This is a genomic window from Faecalicatena fissicatena (assembly GCF_016900595.1).
Taxonomy (GTDB): Bacteria; Bacillota; Clostridia; order Lachnospirales; family Lachnospiraceae; genus Claveliimonas; species Claveliimonas intestinigallinarum.
On sequence record NZ_JACLYY010000001.1, the window covers coordinates 369,375 to 384,663 of the forward strand.

The 15,289-nt window shown below is 54.2% G+C and carries 16 protein-coding genes; 4 read left to right on the forward strand and 12 right to left on the reverse strand.

The genetic code is table 11. From position 1 onward, the window contains the following. Positions 1-35: 35 nt before the first annotated feature. The 6 genes from H7U36_RS15285 to H7U36_RS01870 form a co-directional block, all read right to left on the reverse strand. Positions 36-362, reverse strand: coding sequence for a bifunctional adenosylcobinamide kinase/adenosylcobinamide-phosphate guanylyltransferase (locus tag H7U36_RS15285; RefSeq protein ID WP_052083991.1), 327 nt, complete (start codon positions 360-362; stop codon positions 36-38). Between the two features lie 3 nt (positions 363-365). Next, entirely contained in the window at positions 366-770 is a 405-nt protein-coding gene (locus H7U36_RS01850) for a bifunctional adenosylcobinamide kinase/adenosylcobinamide-phosphate guanylyltransferase (protein ID WP_033125448.1), read from the reverse strand. A gap of 29 nt (positions 771-799) precedes the next feature. Next, positions 800-1,465: an acyltransferase gene (locus H7U36_RS01855; RefSeq protein WP_033125447.1), complete on the reverse strand. Its 666-nt coding sequence runs from the start codon at positions 1,463-1,465 to the stop codon at positions 800-802. Further along, positions 1,462-3,582, reverse strand: coding sequence for a DNA topoisomerase (locus tag H7U36_RS01860; protein WP_205155629.1), 2,121 nt, complete (start codon positions 3,580-3,582; stop codon positions 1,462-1,464). Before H7U36_RS01860 ends, H7U36_RS01855 begins: the two co-directional genes overlap by 4 nt. Before the next feature lie 10 nt (positions 3,583-3,592). Next, a complete protein-coding gene (ppk1, locus tag H7U36_RS01865) occupies positions 3,593-5,713 on the reverse strand; it encodes a polyphosphate kinase 1 (RefSeq protein ID WP_205155630.1) in 2,121 nt (706 codons plus the stop codon). Positions 5,714-5,828: 115 nt separating this feature from the next. Next, positions 5,829-6,560, reverse strand: a complete 732-nt coding sequence (locus tag H7U36_RS01870) for a Crp/Fnr family transcriptional regulator (RefSeq protein WP_205155631.1) — start codon at positions 6,558-6,560, stop codon at positions 5,829-5,831. Positions 6,561-6,664: 104 nt separating this feature from the next. On the opposite strand from H7U36_RS01870, the gene H7U36_RS01875 reads away from it, so the two are divergent. Further along, a complete protein-coding gene (locus H7U36_RS01875; RefSeq protein WP_205155632.1) occupies positions 6,665-7,417 on the forward strand; it encodes an ATP-binding protein in 753 nt (250 codons plus the stop codon). Between the two features lie 131 nt (positions 7,418-7,548). Here H7U36_RS01875 and asd read toward each other — a convergent pair whose 3' ends face one another. From asd to H7U36_RS01895, 4 genes are all read right to left on the reverse strand, one after another. Further along, the gene (gene asd / locus H7U36_RS01880; RefSeq protein ID WP_205155633.1) at positions 7,549-8,634 is read right to left on the reverse strand and encodes an aspartate-semialdehyde dehydrogenase; all 1,086 of its coding nucleotides are present in this window, start codon (positions 8,632-8,634) and stop codon (positions 7,549-7,551) included. Between the two features lie 28 nt (positions 8,635-8,662). Next, positions 8,663-10,045 carry an argininosuccinate lyase gene (gene argH / locus H7U36_RS01885; protein ID WP_138303295.1) on the reverse strand — a complete coding sequence of 461 codons (1,383 nt, stop codon included), beginning with the start codon at positions 10,043-10,045 and terminating at the stop codon, positions 8,663-8,665. Positions 10,046-10,139: 94 nt separating this feature from the next. Further along, positions 10,140-10,775 carry an epoxyqueuosine reductase QueH gene (locus H7U36_RS01890; protein WP_033125442.1) on the reverse strand — a complete coding sequence of 212 codons (636 nt, stop codon included), beginning with the start codon at positions 10,773-10,775 and terminating at the stop codon, positions 10,140-10,142. 4 nt (positions 10,776-10,779) lie between these two features. Continuing rightward, positions 10,780-11,748 (reverse strand): L-lactate dehydrogenase, encoded by a 969-nt coding sequence (locus tag H7U36_RS01895; protein ID WP_033125441.1) that lies wholly within the window; start codon positions 11,746-11,748, stop codon positions 10,780-10,782. Positions 11,749-11,895: 147 nt separating this feature from the next. Between H7U36_RS01895 and H7U36_RS01900 the strand changes: the two genes are divergently transcribed. Together H7U36_RS01900 and H7U36_RS01905 are read left to right on the forward strand one after the other, a co-directional pair. Continuing rightward, complete coding sequence (locus H7U36_RS01900; RefSeq protein WP_033125440.1) at positions 11,896-12,663, forward strand: ABC transporter ATP-binding protein; 768 nt, start codon at positions 11,896-11,898, stop codon at positions 12,661-12,663. Then, positions 12,656-13,477, forward strand: coding sequence for an ABC transporter permease (locus tag H7U36_RS01905; RefSeq protein ID WP_205147489.1), 822 nt, complete (start codon positions 12,656-12,658; stop codon positions 13,475-13,477). Before H7U36_RS01900 ends, H7U36_RS01905 begins: the two co-directional genes overlap by 8 nt. A gap of 66 nt (positions 13,478-13,543) precedes the next feature. On the opposite strand, the gene H7U36_RS01910 is transcribed toward H7U36_RS01905, so the two are convergent. Together H7U36_RS01910 and H7U36_RS01915 are read right to left on the reverse strand one after the other, a co-directional pair. Continuing rightward, complete coding sequence (locus tag H7U36_RS01910; protein ID WP_191428010.1) at positions 13,544-13,801, reverse strand: hypothetical protein; 258 nt, start codon at positions 13,799-13,801, stop codon at positions 13,544-13,546. A 28-nt stretch (positions 13,802-13,829) separates the two neighbouring features. Continuing rightward, positions 13,830-14,630 carry an MBL fold metallo-hydrolase gene (locus H7U36_RS01915; RefSeq protein ID WP_191493240.1) on the reverse strand — a complete coding sequence of 267 codons (801 nt, stop codon included), beginning with the start codon at positions 14,628-14,630 and terminating at the stop codon, positions 13,830-13,832. 152 nt (positions 14,631-14,782) lie between these two features. Here H7U36_RS01915 and H7U36_RS01920 point away from each other — a divergent pair, with 152 nt between their 5' ends. Then, entirely contained in the window at positions 14,783-15,277 is a 495-nt protein-coding gene (locus H7U36_RS01920; protein WP_033125436.1) for an HD domain-containing protein, read from the forward strand. Positions 15,278-15,289 lie beyond the last annotated feature (12 nt).

Sequence of the window (15,289 nt, forward strand, 5' to 3'; positions counted from 1 at the left end):
TCCCTTGATACGGCGAAAGCCCTGCCAGTATCTTCCTATTTGATGCGCTCGCCGATGCCGGCTGTCACCCGGTATACTCTGTCAGCCATGTCCGCCAGATAGCAGCCGACCCGGCCAACCTGCTCTCGCAGGATCCGATCCTCCGCCTTCTCCGGCACCATGCCGCAGCCCATTTCACTCATAATAATAACAACTTCCGGGTTCATTTGCAACATGGCCTCCGTCTGTTCCACAGGATCCTTTCCCTCCTTCACGTATTTCTCCACAGAAAACTGATAGGCAGGCATAAGGATCCGCTCCGGAAACTGTTCCTTCGCAAAGGCCACCTTCCCCTGACAGCTTCCTCCTGTAATAAAGATCACGTCTTACCACCACCCCTTCTTTTCATCATTCTGCTTTCTCCAGATAGGGATGCCGTAGACAACCTCCACAAAGAGATCCGCCTCCTTTGCCAGCGTCAGGTTGATCTGGCCGAGACATTCCATAAATTTCCTCTGCTCATCTGTCCCCGGCACGTCGGAAAACACCTGATTTGTCACAACGATCAGATTGTCCGTCTGCTCTCCCAGCGCGTGTATCTCAGAGAGGATCTCCTCCACGATCTGCTGCTGGGGAAGAACTTCCCCCTGGTATGTCCTGATCTTTTCCGTCAGAGTCTCCGCCACGCAGTCTAGCACGATGGTGGACTGCCCCTTATCCATTTTCCCCGCAAATTCCTGCGCGATCCAGGACTTTCCGCTTGCGCTTCCGCCTGTGATCAGCAAAAACATACTACTCCACCTCTTTTATTCACTCTGATTTACCGCTTCTTAACAACCTCTCCCTGCTTTTTGTAAATGCTCCCCGCCGGGACAAAGCCTCTCACAGAGGACAGGGGATAGATGTTGCTGTGGCTTCCCACCACGCTGCCCGGGTTGAGGACAGTGCCGCAGCCGACCTCCACCTCATCGCCCAGCATGGCGCCAAATTTCTTGAGGCCAGTCTCGATGTTCCCCTCTGGGGTCTTCACCACCACCAGCTTCTTGTCGGATTTTACATTGGAGGTGATGGAGCCGGCTCCCATGTGGGCCTTGTATCCGAGGATGGAGTCTCCCACATAATTGTAGTGGGGCACCTGCACCTTATTGAAAAGGATCACATTCTTGAGCTCTGTGGAATTCCCCACAACAGCCCCCTCGCCCACGATGGCATTGCCGCGGATAAAGGCGCAGTGGCGCACCTCGGCGTTCTTGCCGATGATGGCCGGCCCGTGGATGTAGGCAGACTCAAACACCACCGCGGACTTTGCGATCCACACGTCCTCGCCCACCTTGTCATACTCGTCCTCAGGCAGACTCCTTCCAAGCTCCAGGATAAAGTCCTTGATCCTTGGCAGCACCTCCCAGGGGTAGGTAGCTCCCTCGAAAATATCCTTTGCGATTGTCTCATCCAGTGTGTAAAGCTCTTTGATGGTCAGTTCTTTCATTTCTTCTTCGCTCCATTTCCGCCTTCCGGCTTTTTATTTTTTGTTTTATAATATGCGGCTGCCTTGTCGTAGCAGCTCCTCAGCTGATATTGGTTGCCCAGCCCCAGGACTCCGTCTGTCCTTGTGCGGATAAAATGCTCCAGCTTCTCCATGTACTCATCTGACGTGATCTCCCCCTCCGCCACATAGTTCAGCCCCTTTTCCCAGCTGGCCGTCAGCTCAGGGTTGAGAAGGGAGCGGATGGAGTGGTCCACCACATCGTAGATCATCTCCCCCTGGAGGGTAGGCGTCACGATCTGGGTCTTCTTGTTCAGGGCCAGGTACTTATTGTTAAACAGCTTTTTCAGTATCTCGCCCCTGGTGGCGCTGGTTCCGATGCCGCAGCTCTTGATCTGCTCCCGCAGCTCCTCGTCCTCGATGAGCTGTCCGGCGTTTTCCATGGCCAGGATAAGGGATCCGGAATTGTACCTCTTGGGCGGGGAGGTCTTCCCCTCCCTGATATCCAGCGAAGTAACCTGCAGTGTCATGCCCTTTTTCAGGTTCTTCACCACCTCAAAGAGAGCAGCCGGGTCCTCCTTTCCGGAACCGGCGCCGCCTGGCGCCTCACCGTCTGTCTCCTCCTGCTTTCCCTTTGTCTGTCCCGCTTTCTGCCCTGGAATTCCCGTCACCTTCAGGTAGCCCTCCTCGGCCAGCACACGGAAGCTGGAAAAAAACTGCTCCTCCTTCATGCCTGTGACAATGGACACCTTCTGGTACACAGCCGCGGGATAGAAAATGCTTAAAAATCTGCGCACAATTATATCATACACCGATTTCGCTGTATGCGCCACACCATTCAGCGCCGAGAGCCCCTGCCCGGTGGGAATGATGGCGTAGTGATCCGTGATCTGCTTGTCATTGACATACCTTGTCTTTGCCAGCCCCTTGTGGGATCCCATGTCCGCGATCTCATTTAAAAAGGGCACCGCCGGACCGTATTTCATCAGCCCGTTGAGATTTTTGCTGATCTCCTTTGCCACGGCTGTAGAGAGCACCCTGGCGTCTGTCCTGGGGTAGGTGACCAGCTTCTTCTCGTACAGCTCCTGGACGATACGAAGCGTCTCGTCCGGGCTGATCTTGAACCTTTTGGAGCACTCGTTCTGCAGCTCCGCCAGATTGTAGAGGAGGGGCGGGTTCTTTTTCTCCTTTTTCTTCTCAATGGACAGGATTTTGCAGCTCTGTCCGCCGCCCTCGCTGCCAAGATAGTCGATCAGCTCCTGTGCCTTCTCCTTCTCTTTAAAGCCGTTCTCCTTGTAGAGACAGGGGGAGGCGAAATACCGGGATCCCTCCGCTGCGCGCCACTCTCCCTCAAAAGAGGCCGCCCCGCTCTTCTCCTTGTCCGTCGGAGCGTCCTTCTCCCCAAAGCTGTCTGCCTGGATCGTGCTGACCACCCGGTAGAAGGGGGTCTCCACAAACTCCCGGATCTCCCGCTCCCGGCGCACCACCATGCCCTGGACGCAGGTCATGACCCGCCCGACGGATATGACAGTATATTTTGTCTTTAGATAATTGGAAATACTGTTTCCATACTTTAGTGTAAGGAGCCGGGAAAAATTGATCCCCATCAGGTAGTCCTCCTTGGCCCGCAGGTAGGCGGAGGAGGAAAGGTTGTCGTAAGCGGACAGATCCTTCGCCTCCCGGATCCCCCGCAGGATCTCCTCCTCGGTCTGGGAGTCGATCCACACTCTGCGGCGCTTTTTCCCCTTCACGCCGGCCATCTGCTCCACAAGTCGGTAGATGTACTCTCCCTCACGTCCGGAGTCGGTGCACACGTAAATGGTATCCACGTCCTCCCGGTTCAGAAGGGAGGAAACGATGCGGTACTGCTTTGCCACCCCGGGAATGACCTCGTACTTGAACTCCTCCGGTAAAAACGGCAGAGTCGCCAGACTCCACCGCTTATATTTTTCATCATAGGCCTCCGGATAGCTCATAGTCACCAGATGCCCCACACACCAGGTCACTACCGCGTCATCTGACTCCAGATAACCGTCATGCCTTCCGGTGCGGAGGTGAAGCGCCCTGGCAAACTCCTGGGCAACACTCGGTTTTTCCGCAATATATAATGATTTTCCCATAAATGCTGTCTTATCTCCTGTCCTGTTTCTTAAAAAGTCCGGCAAACCTCTCCCGCAGCCCTCTCCTTTTCCGGGGAGTGCCGGCGCTCCTGGCAGCGTGCACAGCCTCCTTCATAAAGCGCTCCTGAGAGTTCACCGCATGCTCTGTGATGGCTTTTTTCTTGTAGGTTCCGTCGCTCTGCAGCACCCGGGCCTTCACATTGTCCTCCAGCATCACATCCACATAGTAGCTGATCTGGCGCCGCACCGTATCGTCCAGCACGGGGCAGGCCACCTCCACCCTCTTCTCCGTGTTGCGGGTCATCATGTCGGCGGAGCCTATGTATATCTTCTGATCCGCCCCTGTTCCAAAGCAGAAGATCCTGGGATGCTCCAGATATCTTCCCACAATGCTTGTTACCGTCAGATTGTCTGTGTAGCCTGGAACTCCCGGAAGGATGCAGCAGATTCCCCGGACGATAAGATCGATCCTCACTCCGGCCTGGGACGCCTCGGCTACCTTGGCGATAAAATCTACATCTGTCAGGGAGTTCATCTTCATGATGATGCGCCCCCTGGCGCCTTTCCTGATCTCCCCGTCCATGAGCTGCAGAACCTTTGGCTTGAGAGAGGTGGGGGACACGATCAGATGCCGGTACATGCCATCCAGATTGCCAATGGACATATTCTGGAAGAAGAGGGCCGCGTCCTCTCCGATCTCACGGTTGGCTGTCATCAGTGACAGGTCCGTGTACATGGCGGCCGTCTTTTCATTGTAATTTCCCGTTCCGATCTGGGTGATATACTGGATCTCATTTCTGTGCCGGTAGGTGATCAGGCAGATCTTGGAGTGTACCTTGTAGCCTTCAAAGCCGTAGAGAACACGGCACCCCGCCTCCTCCAGACGCTCGGACCAGTCGATGTTGTTCTGCTCGTCAAACCGGGCCCGCAGCTCAATGAGCACAGTTACCTCCTTGCCGTTCTCAGCGGCGGCACACAGGTACTCCACCAGTCTCGCCTTCTTCGCGAGCCGGTAAATGGTGATCTTGACAGTCATGACAGAGGGGTCGTAGGCCGCCTCCTTGATGAGCTGCAGGAAGGGCTCCATACTCTCATAGGGGTAAAAAAGCAGGATATCATGCTTTCGGATCTGCCGCATCATGCTCCCCTCCTCCACCTGCCGCCCCGGTTGCGGGGAGAAGGGCGGGTAGATCAGGGATCGCTTCATGGAGTCCGGCAGATTGCCGCTGATGGCAAACATGTAGTCCAGCTTCATGGGCATCTTTGTGCGAAAAATCTGTTTTTTAGTGATATTGAATTTCTCGCAAAAATATTTTTCCATATCAGGCTGCAGCTTTTCCGCAATCTCCAGACGGACTACAGCCATACGGCGGCGCTTGTGGAGAGTCTGCTTCATCAGATAGCGAAGGTCGTCCGTGACCTCCAGGGACTCGTCATCCGGCGCGATATCCGCGTTTCTTGTGACGCAGATATAGTTTCTCTCGGACACTTCATAGCGGCCAAACACCAGCTCCAGGTGCTCCATGATGACCTTCTCCATCCGGATATAGCGGATGTCATGTCCCGGCAGATAGAGGATGTCAGACACAAAGTTTGGCACCGGCACAATCCCCATCATGCCGCGGCCGTCCTTCTTCAGCATGGCCGTCACGTAGAGCTCCTTGTTGAGAAGATGGGGGAAAGGATGGCCCGCATCCACGATCTGGGGCGAGAGGATGGGGAGCACCTGCTCCTTAAAATATTTTTTTACATATTTCTTCTCACTCTGCTCCAGCTCCTTGTAGTCCAGCCCGCACACACCGTAAGGGTGGAGCTGCTTTTTGATCTCCGCATAGGTCTTATCCCGCTCCTTGTAGAGAGGGGCCACCGCCTCGTAGATCTTATCCAGCTGCTGTGCCGGCGTCATGCCGGACCTGGCATCCACTGTCCTCGGATCCGTGGCAGCCATATCGAACAGGCTTCCCACCCGGATCATGAAAAACTCGTCCAGATTGCTGGTAAAGATGGCCACGAACTTCATTCTCTCCAGCAGCGGGACAGACGGATCCTGTGCCTCCTCCAGCACCCGCTGATTGAACTTCAGCCAGGACAGCTCCCTGTTCTGGGTATATTTTAAAATATCCTTCTTCATCTTTTCCCCGCTTCTCCTTTCCGGTCACCGGATCTCTTTTTATAAAGATTATACATGTAAACCGGAAATATATCCAGTATTCTTTTTCTCTGCCCGGCCCACCCGGTTCGTCCTGTCAGTCCCCGGTCCTGTCCGCCTCACACCCCGCAGCCAGGAGCCGGAAATGATTTTTTCTGTAATCCAGTATCCCCTCCCGCTTCATTTTCCCCAGCTCCCTGGACAGCGCGCTTCTGTCAACAGAGAGAAAATCGGCCAGCTCCTGCCTGTTAAATGGAATATCGAACTGGCTGCCCCCTGCCCGACGGGCCTGGGCTGAGAGATAGGCCTCCACCTTCTCCCGGATCCCTCTCCCGGACAGATACTCTGTCTTGCGGGACATAAACCAGGTCTTCTCCGCCAGAATATGGACCAGATTGACTGCCAGCCTTGCGTAGATCCCTCTCATCGCCTCATCCCCCCTGGCTTTCCCGTTCAGTCTTCTTCCTTCCGGTCTTCCTTCCAGCACCGGCTCCAGATCCAGGAGAAGCACCTTTGTCTTTGTCTGGGCCGTCACATTGATATTGAGGGTCCGGTCCTTCCGGCAGGCGTAGACCTCCCCGAACACCTCCCCGGCTTCCACCACGGCCAGGATGCTCCTGTTGCCCCAAAAATCCTCTCTCTCCAGGGAGAGGCTGCCCTCCAGCACAATCCCCATGCGCTTCAGCCGATCCCCCTGGCGGTAAAGAACCTGCCCTTTTTCAAAGCGCTCCTCCACCGCGGCCAGAGACTGGAGTAGCACTCCCATCTCCTTTGGACAGATGCCGGCAAAAAAAGGCAGATTTACCAGCATACCTATATATTTTTCCATTTCTCCTCATTTCTGTTGCATTTGCAACTGACTATTTTATTCCATTATACTATACTGCTTGTGTAAAGCAAGAGTACAGACCACACATGCAAGGAGGATTATACATGATACGAAGAATCATACACATTGATGAAGAAAAATGCAACGGCTGCGGACTCTGTGCCAGGGCCTGCCACGAGGGGGCCATTGAGATGGTAGACGGAAAAGCGCGGCTCATGAGGGACGACTACTGCGACGGCCTCGGAGACTGCCTGCCGGCCTGCCCCACAGGTGCCATCTCCTTCACTGAGCGTGAGGCGGCGGCCTATGATGAGGCTGCTGTGAAAAAGCATCTCGCAAAGCGGGGTGAAAATCCGGGTCTAGCGCACAGCGGGCCTCACGGCGGTCCCGAGGCTGGCTGTCCGGGCAGCATGTCCCGCAGGCTGCACCCCAAAGAGAGCGCTCCCACCCCCTCTGGCACAGCGAATGCTCAGCCAGGTGCCGCGTCTCAGCCCTCCCAGCTTCGCCAGTGGCCGGTGCAAATCAAGCTGGCTCCTGTCAGCGCCCCCTATTTCAACGGCGCCCGGCTTCTCATCGCCGCCGACTGCACTGCTTACGCCTACGCCGGCTTCCATCAGGATTTTATCCGTGGCAGGATCACCCTGATCGGCTGTCCCAAGCTGGACGGAGTGGACTACACGGAGAAGCTGACCGAGATCATCTCCAAAAACGACATCCGGGATCTGACCATTGTCCGCATGGAGGTGCCCTGCTGCGGAGGCATTGAGCACGCGGCGACAGAAGCGCTGAAGGCCAGCGGGAAATTCATTCCCTGGCAGGTGGTCACCATCTCCACGGACGGAAGGATACTGGAATAGAGAACATCCAGGAAGCAGACAAATTCATTGACCACATCCCCCAGACAAAATGCCCTCCCCGCGGTATGGCTCATACCTGCCGCAGGAGGGCATTTTTTCTTCTTTCTGTTCTCTTCTACTTTTATCCTCTTTTATTTTGCCTGGATATATCCCTTAGCCGTCAGGGCCTCGGCGCAGAGCACAGCTCCTCCTGCCGCTCCCCGGACTGTGTTGTGAGACAGGCCGATGAATTTGTAATCGTAGATGCTGTCCTCTCTCAGACGGCCAATGGAGACACCCATACCATTCTCGTAGTTTACATCCAGAGTTACCTGGGGACGGTTGTCCTCCTCCAGATACTGAATAAACTGCTTCGGCGCGCTGGGAAGCTCCGCCTCCTGTGGGAATCCCTTAAATGTCACCAGCTTCTCGATCAGCTCCTCCCTGGAGGGCTTTTTCTCAAAATTGATGAACACAGCCGCTGTGTGGCCGTTGAGAACCGGCACGCGCACACACTGGCAGGTGATCTTCGGGGAATCTGCCATGACGATCTGGCCGTTCTCCACCTTGCCGAGAACACGCAGGGGCTCCTTCTCGCTCTTCTCCTCCTCGCCGCCGATGTAGGGGATGATATTGCCCTCCATCTCCGGCCAGTCCTTAAAGGTCTTTCCTGCTCCGGAGATAGCCTGGTATGTAGTCACCACCAGCTCCTTGGGGCCGAATTCCTTCCAGGCAGCCAGACAGGGGGCATAGCTCTGGATGGAGCAGTTCGGCTTCACAGCGATGAAGCCTCTCTGCGTTCCAAGACGCTTTTTCTGATCTTTGATGACCTCAAAATGCTCCGCATTGATCTCCGGCACGACCATGGGCACGTCCGGCGTCCAGCGGTGAGCGCTGTTGTTGGAGACAACCGGGGTCTCTGTCTTTGCGTAGGCCTCCTCGATGGCCTTGATCTCCTCCTTTGTCATGTCCACTGCGCTGAACACGAAATCCACTGTGGAGGCCACCTTCTCCACCTCGTTTACGTTGAGGACTACCAGCTTTTTCACTGCCTCCGGCATGGGAGTATCCATCTTCCAGCGGCCTCCCACCGCCTCCTCGTAGGTCTTGCCCGCTGACCTGGGGCTTGCCGCCACTGTCACTACCTCAAACCAGGGATGGTTCTCCAGAAGAGCGATAAAACGCTGTCCCACCATGCCTGTCGCACCTAAAATACCAACTCTCAGTTTTTTCTCCATTTTTCTGTTCTCCTTTTTCCTTTTATGATTATGAGTACTCCCGCATATATTTCTTATATATGCCGATCACTTCTTCCATAGCCTTCTTGCCTGGGGCTCCAGTAGTCACCCGCTTGTTGACACAGGTGTCAATGCTGATAGCGTCGTAGATATCCTCCTGGAACACAGGGGAGATCTCCCTGTACTCCTCCAGCGTCATGTCGTCCAGGGCAATGCCCTTGTCGATACAGTAGAGCACCAGCTGTCCCACAATACCGTGGGCATCCCGGAAGGGCACTCCCTTGCCCACCAGATAGTCTGCCGCGTCTGTGGCATTAGTAAATCCGTGCCGTGCACTGGCCTCCATACGGTCCTTGTTGAACCGGATGGTCCGAAGCATGCCTGTGAAAAGAGAGATACACCCCTTTGCTGTGTCGATGGCGTCGAAGGCCGGCTCCTTGTCCTCCTGCATATCTTTGTTGTACGCCAGCGGAATTCCCTTCATGGACGTAAGAAGGGACATGAGAGCGCCGTATACCCGCCCTGTCTTGCCCCGGACAAGCTCCGCAATGTCCGGATTTTTCTTCTGGGGCATAATACTGCTGCCCGTACTGTAGGCGTCGTCCAGCTCCACAAACTGATATTCATTGGAGTTCCAGATGATGATCTCCTCGGAGAAACGGCTCAGGTGCATCATCACCGTAGCCAGGGCTGCCAACAGCTCAATAAGGTAATCCCGGTCTGACACGCCGTCCATGCTGTTCAGCGTGGGGCCGTCAAATCCAAGGAGCTTTGCCGTGTAATCCCGGTCCAGGGGATAGGTTGTCCCGGCCAGGGCGCCTGATCCCAGAGGGCAGGTGTTCATCCTGCGGTAAATGTCATGCATTCTCTCATGGTCCCTTTTGAACATCTCAAAGTAGGCCCCCATGTGATGGGCCAGAGTGATGGGCTGTGCCTTCTGCAGATGGGTAAATCCGGGCATGATAGTCTCCGTGTGCTCCTCCATGATATTCAGGATGGCAAACAGCAGCTCCTTTAAAAGATTGTCGATGAGGTGCACCTCATCTCTCGTGTAGAGCTTCATGTCCAGCGCCACCTGGTCATTCCTGCTCCTGCCAGTGTGCAGCTTCTTTCCCGGCTCTCCGATCCTCTCTGTGAGCACCGCCTCCACAAAGCTGTGGATGTCCTCATATTTATCCGAGATTTCCAGTCTTCCCTTCTCTATGTCATCCAGGATACCCTCCAGACCTTCCACAATCTTCTCCTTGTCCGCGTCTGTCAGTATTCCCTGCTTTGCAAGCATCATTACATGAGCAATGCTTCCTCTTATATCCTGGGCATACAGCCTTTTGTCAAAGGAAATAGAGGCATTGAAATTATATACGAGCTGATCCGTCTCCTTGGTGAAGCGTCCGCCCCATAACTGTGCCATTTTCGATCCCCTTTCTTTCGTATAAATTTGTATAAATATTTATAAAATGTTATATATACGCTATAGTTTAGCATACTTCTACCGAAAAACACAACTAAATCTGTTGGTTTCTGCGTTTTTGGGCCTCTCTTAGGGAAAATTCGCACCCGCAGTAATCCTGTCTGTACAGTCCGTATTCCTTCGAGAGCTCTGTAGAGCGCTTGTACCCGTTCTTTTTCTTGAAGTCTGAGAGGAGATATTTCACTCCATACTCCTCCCCCAGACGCTCTCCGATCTCATTCAGCTTTGCCGCGTTTTTCATGGGGCTGATGCTGAGGGTGGTGGTGAAATAGTCAAAGCCTCCCTCCCTGGCCATCCGGGCCGACTCCCGAAGCCGCAGCTCATAGCACCGCATGCACCGTTCGCCACCCTCTTTTACATGCTCCAGTCCTCTGGCCATCTCGTAAAACTTTTCTTTATCGTAGCATCCCGCCAGGAAGGCCACCGGATGCTCTGTCTCCATCTCGCTGATCAGCGTCTGCTGTTCCAGTATCCGCTTCGTATACTCACTCTCAGGGAAAATATTGGGATTGTAGTAGAACACAGTGATCTCAAAATATCTGCTCAGATACTCCAGCACATAGCTGCTGCAGGGAGCGCAGCAGCTGTGGAGAAGAAGGGCAGGCACCCGCTTCTCCTCCTGGAGCCTTCCAAGGAGCTGGTCCAGCTCTCTCTGATAATTGACAGCCATCCCGCTACCTCACTTCCGCAGCTCTGTCCAGGAAGGAGCGGATCACACCACAGGACTGGTGAAATCTTTCCGCCTCATCCGCTGTAAGCTCCACTTTCACTATCTCCTCCACGCCGTTCTTTCCGATCACGCAGGGGACGCCTGCCGCCACATTTTCCTCGCCGTACTCCCCTTCCAGGGCCACGGAAACCGGCCAGATCAGCTTCTGGTCATGGAAAATGGCTTTCACCAGCTTGGAGGCCACGGCCGCTATGCCAAACTCTGTGCAGCCCTTACCTTCCACCTCAGCAAAGCCCTCCCATTTGATATCCTTTTCCATCTGCTCCAGATCGATCTTCCCGATGGTGTCCGGCCTCTCCTCTCTCAGCTCGAAAAAGGATTTCCCGTTCAGCGTCACCCTTGAGTACACAGGCACATGGGAGTCCCCGTGCTCGCCCATGCAGAAGCCCTGGATGGACTGGGTGCTGTAGCCTGTGGCCTGGGAAATATATTTATAGAGTCGGAATGTATCCAGACTGGTCCCTGTGGAGAAGGCCCTGGTCCTGTCAAATCCAACAGCCCTTCTTATATATTCGCAGATCACATCCGCCGGGTTGGAGATGCTGATAAAAAATCCGTGAAAGCCGCTCTTCTTAATACCGGGGATGATATCCTGTATCATGCGGACAGAGTCGTCCAGCATGTCCAGTCTTGTCTCTCCCGGACGGCGGCTGCGCCCGGCGGCCATAATCATGACATCCGCGTCTGCCGCGTCCGCATAGTCTCCCGCATAGACCTTTACCGCATTTCCAAGCCCAGCGGCCGCGTCGCTGATATCCTTGGCCTGGCCCTCTGCCTTGGCCCTGTCTATATCAATAAGAACAATCTCATCCGCCTCCCCTGTATATACCAGGCTGAGCGCGCAGTGGGAGCCCACATGTCCCGCTCCGATGATTACGATCTTTTTCCCTTTTTGCACATTATCTGTATGCATGCTGTCTGCCTCCTCATCTTACGAATTCATCTATTGACGGTAACTAGTATATGGCATTTTCACACCATATGCAAGCACCCTTTAAGATACGGGGCATAAACTAATATATACTCACTGTGCTTCAGGAATTTATATCGGGAGGTTCTCATGGAAGAAATTTTAGAGCTGAAACATATTTACTATTCCTATCATACTATGGATGGAGAGACCTCTGCACTCTCAGATATCTCATTTGGAATGAAGGAGGGAGAATTTGTTGCCATCGTAGGTCCCTCCGGCTGCGGCAAATCCACCCTGCTGTCACTCATCTGCGGGCTGCTCACACCGGAGAAGGGACGGATTCGGGTGCGCGGAAAGGAACTCAGGGAGAGCACCACCAATATCGGCTACATGCTGCAGCACGACCAGCTCTTTGAGTGGCGGACAATCTACAATAATGTCATCCTGGGCCTGGAGGTACAGCACATGCTGACCACCAAGTCCCGACAGAAGGCCCACGAGCTCCTGGACACCTACGGCCTGTCCCAGTTCGAGAACGCCAGGCCCTCCCAGCTCTCCGGGGGCATGCGCCAACGGGCGGCTCTTGTCCGGACCTTGGTGCTGGAGCCGGATATTCTGCTCCTCGACGAGCCCTTCTCTGCTCTCGACTACCAGACAAGGCTCCGGGTCAGCGATGACATAGGACAGATCATCCGCAAAGAAAAAAAGACAGCCATCCTGGTGACTCACGACCTGTCTGAGGCCGTGTCGCTGGCTGACCGGGTCATCATCCTGAGCCCGAGACCCGCCACCATCCGGCAGACGCTGCCTCTTATCTTTGACCTTGAAAACGATACACCCCTGAACCGCCGGGCCGCCCCGGAGTTCAAGACCTATTTCAATCTAATCTGGAAGGAACTGAACAGCAATGAATGAACTATCTGCAGCTCAGCTGCGCTATCTGAACCGTCAAAAAAAGCACCGCCTGACCGTAATCCTGTCCAGGCTCGCGATCCTCATCGGCTTCTTCTGCCTGTGGGAGCTCTGCGCGGACAAAGGGGCCATTGACTCCTTCATCTTCAGCAGCCCTTCAAAGATCGCCGTCTGCTTTCTGGAAATGGCACGGGACGGCAGTATCTTCCTCCACATCGGGGTGACTCTGTACGAGACTATCGTCAGCTTTCTTCTGGTCATTGCCATCAGTGTTCTGATGGCAGTTGCCCTGTGGCTGTGCCCGAAGCTCTCGGAGATACTGGACCCCTACATGGTGGTGCTGAACAGCCTGCCCAAATCCGCCCTGGCCCCTCTCCTCATTGTCTGGCTGGGAGCCACCACTACTACCATCATTGTGGCCGGCATGTCCGTGGCCATCTTCGGCAGCATCCTGAACCTGTACACAGCCTTCCGCACCGTGGAGCCGGAGAAGATCAAACTGATCTATACCCTCCGCGGTACCCGGCTCCAGGCCCTCACAAAGGCGGTCATCCCCAGTTCCATCCCCGCTCTCATCAGCACAATGAAGGTGAACATCGGGCTCTGCCTGGTAGGGGTCATCATCGGGGAATTCCTGGCTGCAAGGCAGGGACTCGGGTATCTCATCATCTACGCCAGCCAGACGTTCAAGCTCGACTGGCTCCTGATGTCGATCGTGCTCCTGTGCCTCATGGCCATGCTCCTCTACGCTGTCATCAACCTTCTGGAGCGGCTCTACCGCAGGCGGATGTTTGACGGCAGTTCCCGGCGGGAGTAGACAGCAAAAAAGCAGCCGCGTCCGAAAACGCAGGCTGCCTTACATATCCATTATTTCCTCTGATCTCTATTCTGCTGTGGGCAGCTTGTTCAGCTGCTCTACGATGGCATCCAGCCCCTCATCGCTGAAGGGATACCTGTAGGTGGTCTTCTCCTCCTTCGTGGCGTCATAGCAGAAGGGCCCCTTCCAGACTGTCAGGAGGAATTCATCCTTTTCATCCCCGGACACCTTCTCGATCCGGTAGTTCAGCTTTCCCTTGCTGCCGTTGAATTTGGACTTTTTATAAAAGGCAAGAGGAAAGATCATCTGTCTTGTAACCGGCATAGCCGTCCCTCCCTTTCCTTATATCTTCCTAGATCTCAAAGGTCTCCATATCGTCCGGCACGTACAGGCTGCCGTGGTAGAATTCTTTTCCCTCGTTTGTGTAGAGCTCTTTTCTCCTGGCAATATTCTTGTCCTCTGTGTGGTAGAGGATCAGGTTCGGAATCTGAAGCTCCTCAGCTGTCTGACAGGCCTCCTTCACTGTGCTGTGGTGCTTTTCATAGGGGCCGAACTCGTCCGCCTCGCTGTACAGGCAGAAGGCCTCGTGCATGAGCCAGTCGCTGCCCTTCACAAACTCGTAGTCCTTCTCATTGTAGGGCTCGTCTCCCGCACAGGTAAACTTCACGCCGCCCGGCAGCATGATCGTAAAGCCATACTGCTTCGCCTTTGTGGAGTAGATGTCGAAAAATGTCACCGGGCAGCCTATGATCTCCCTCGTCTCACCATGCTCCACCGGGATGAGCTGGATGCGCTCCCCGATGTGCTTTGTCACCTTTTTCTGGATGGTGAGGTCTGTGATGGTCTTGATCACCGGGATCAGATCAGCATGACAGTAAATCCGCAGATCTCCCTCGTATTTTCCCTTGTTCATATTTTGTCCGATCATACGCACAAGCCAGATCAGCCCAAGAAGATGGTCAATATGCTCGTGTGTGATAAAGATGTCGTGAATGTCCTTCAGTGGGATCCCCGCATCCTTCAGTCTCTTTAAAATCTGGTTTCCGCCGCCTGCGTCCACCAGGAAATGTCTGTCTGCGTCTGAAAATGCAAAGCATGTGTTGTAGACTTCCGTAACTGCCGCATTTCCGGTTCCAAGTATCGTAAGTTTCATATTCCTTTTCTCCTTCCTGAAATCCTGCCCTACTATTCTAACATATTCTTCCTTATTTTTTCATTAATTTCATTGACTTTTTTCATTTTGAAAGCTATATAGAAAGTAAGAGTAGAAAAATGCCCATATAAAAAGAAAGTGAGTGAGTGCCGATGGACATTAAGGTTACGGAGGATATTTCCTCAGAGTATGTGGAGATCGTCAGAGATATTCTGGAGGACGAGGAGTTTCGAAAGCTGTCGGGATATATCCAGCACCTGAAGACGACACGGCTGATCCACAGCCTGAACGTATCTTACATTTCCTGGAAAATGGCCAGGAGGCTTGGATGTGACGAGCGGGTGGCCGCAAGGGCCGGTCTCCTCCATGATTTCTTTCTCTATAAATTCAGCGATCCCAAACCGGTCAAGGAATTCCAGGCATTTTACCACCCGAAGGTGGCCGCAAGAAACAGCCAGGAACGGTTTGAGATCTCTGAGAAGGAACGTCTGGCGATCCTGTCACACATGTTCCCGCTGGGCCCCCTTCCCACGAGCAGGGAGGCGTGGATCATTAGCTGCGCAGACAAATTCTGCGCCACTGCCGAGCTGTGCTGTCTTCCTGTAGGGTTTGCCAGGGAGGGCCGCATTGTAGTGGGTCCGGCATAAAAAGCAAAATAT

Coding starts and splice junctions, on each gene's coding strand:
- H7U36_RS01850 (WP_033125448.1), bottom strand. CDS start 770: ATGTTTTTGCTGATCACAGGCGGAAGCGCAAGCGGAAAGTCCTGGATC.
- H7U36_RS01855 (WP_033125447.1), bottom strand. CDS start 1,465: ATGAAAGAACTGACCATCAAAGAGCTTTACACACTGGATGAGACAATC.
- H7U36_RS01860 (WP_205155629.1), bottom strand. CDS start 3,582: ATGGGAAAATCATTATATATTGCGGAAAAACCGAGTGTTGCCCAGGAG.
- ppk1 (WP_205155630.1), bottom strand. CDS start 5,713: ATGAAGAAGGATATTTTAAAATATACCCAGAACAGGGAGCTGTCCTGG.
- H7U36_RS01870 (WP_205155631.1), bottom strand. CDS start 6,560: ATGGAAAAATATATAGGTATGCTGGTAAATCTGCCTTTTTTTGCCGGC.
- H7U36_RS01875 (WP_205155632.1), top strand. CDS start 6,665: ATGATACGAAGAATCATACACATTGATGAAGAAAAATGCAACGGCTGC.
- asd (WP_205155633.1), bottom strand. CDS start 8,634: ATGGAGAAAAAACTGAGAGTTGGTATTTTAGGTGCGACAGGCATGGTG.
- argH (WP_138303295.1), bottom strand. CDS start 10,045: ATGGCACAGTTATGGGGCGGACGCTTCACCAAGGAGACGGATCAGCTC.
- H7U36_RS01890 (WP_033125442.1), bottom strand. CDS start 10,775: ATGGCTGTCAATTATCAGAGAGAGCTGGACCAGCTCCTTGGAAGGCTC.
- H7U36_RS01895 (WP_033125441.1), bottom strand. CDS start 11,748: ATGCATACAGATAATGTGCAAAAAGGGAAAAAGATCGTAATCATCGGA.
- H7U36_RS01900 (WP_033125440.1), top strand. CDS start 11,896: ATGGAAGAAATTTTAGAGCTGAAACATATTTACTATTCCTATCATACT.
- H7U36_RS01905 (WP_205147489.1), top strand. CDS start 12,656: ATGAATGAACTATCTGCAGCTCAGCTGCGCTATCTGAACCGTCAAAAA.
- H7U36_RS01910 (WP_191428010.1), bottom strand. CDS start 13,801: ATGCCGGTTACAAGACAGATGATCTTTCCTCTTGCCTTTTATAAAAAG.
- H7U36_RS01915 (WP_191493240.1), bottom strand. CDS start 14,630: ATGAAACTTACGATACTTGGAACCGGAAATGCGGCAGTTACGGAAGTC.
- H7U36_RS01920 (WP_033125436.1), top strand. CDS start 14,783: ATGGACATTAAGGTTACGGAGGATATTTCCTCAGAGTATGTGGAGATC.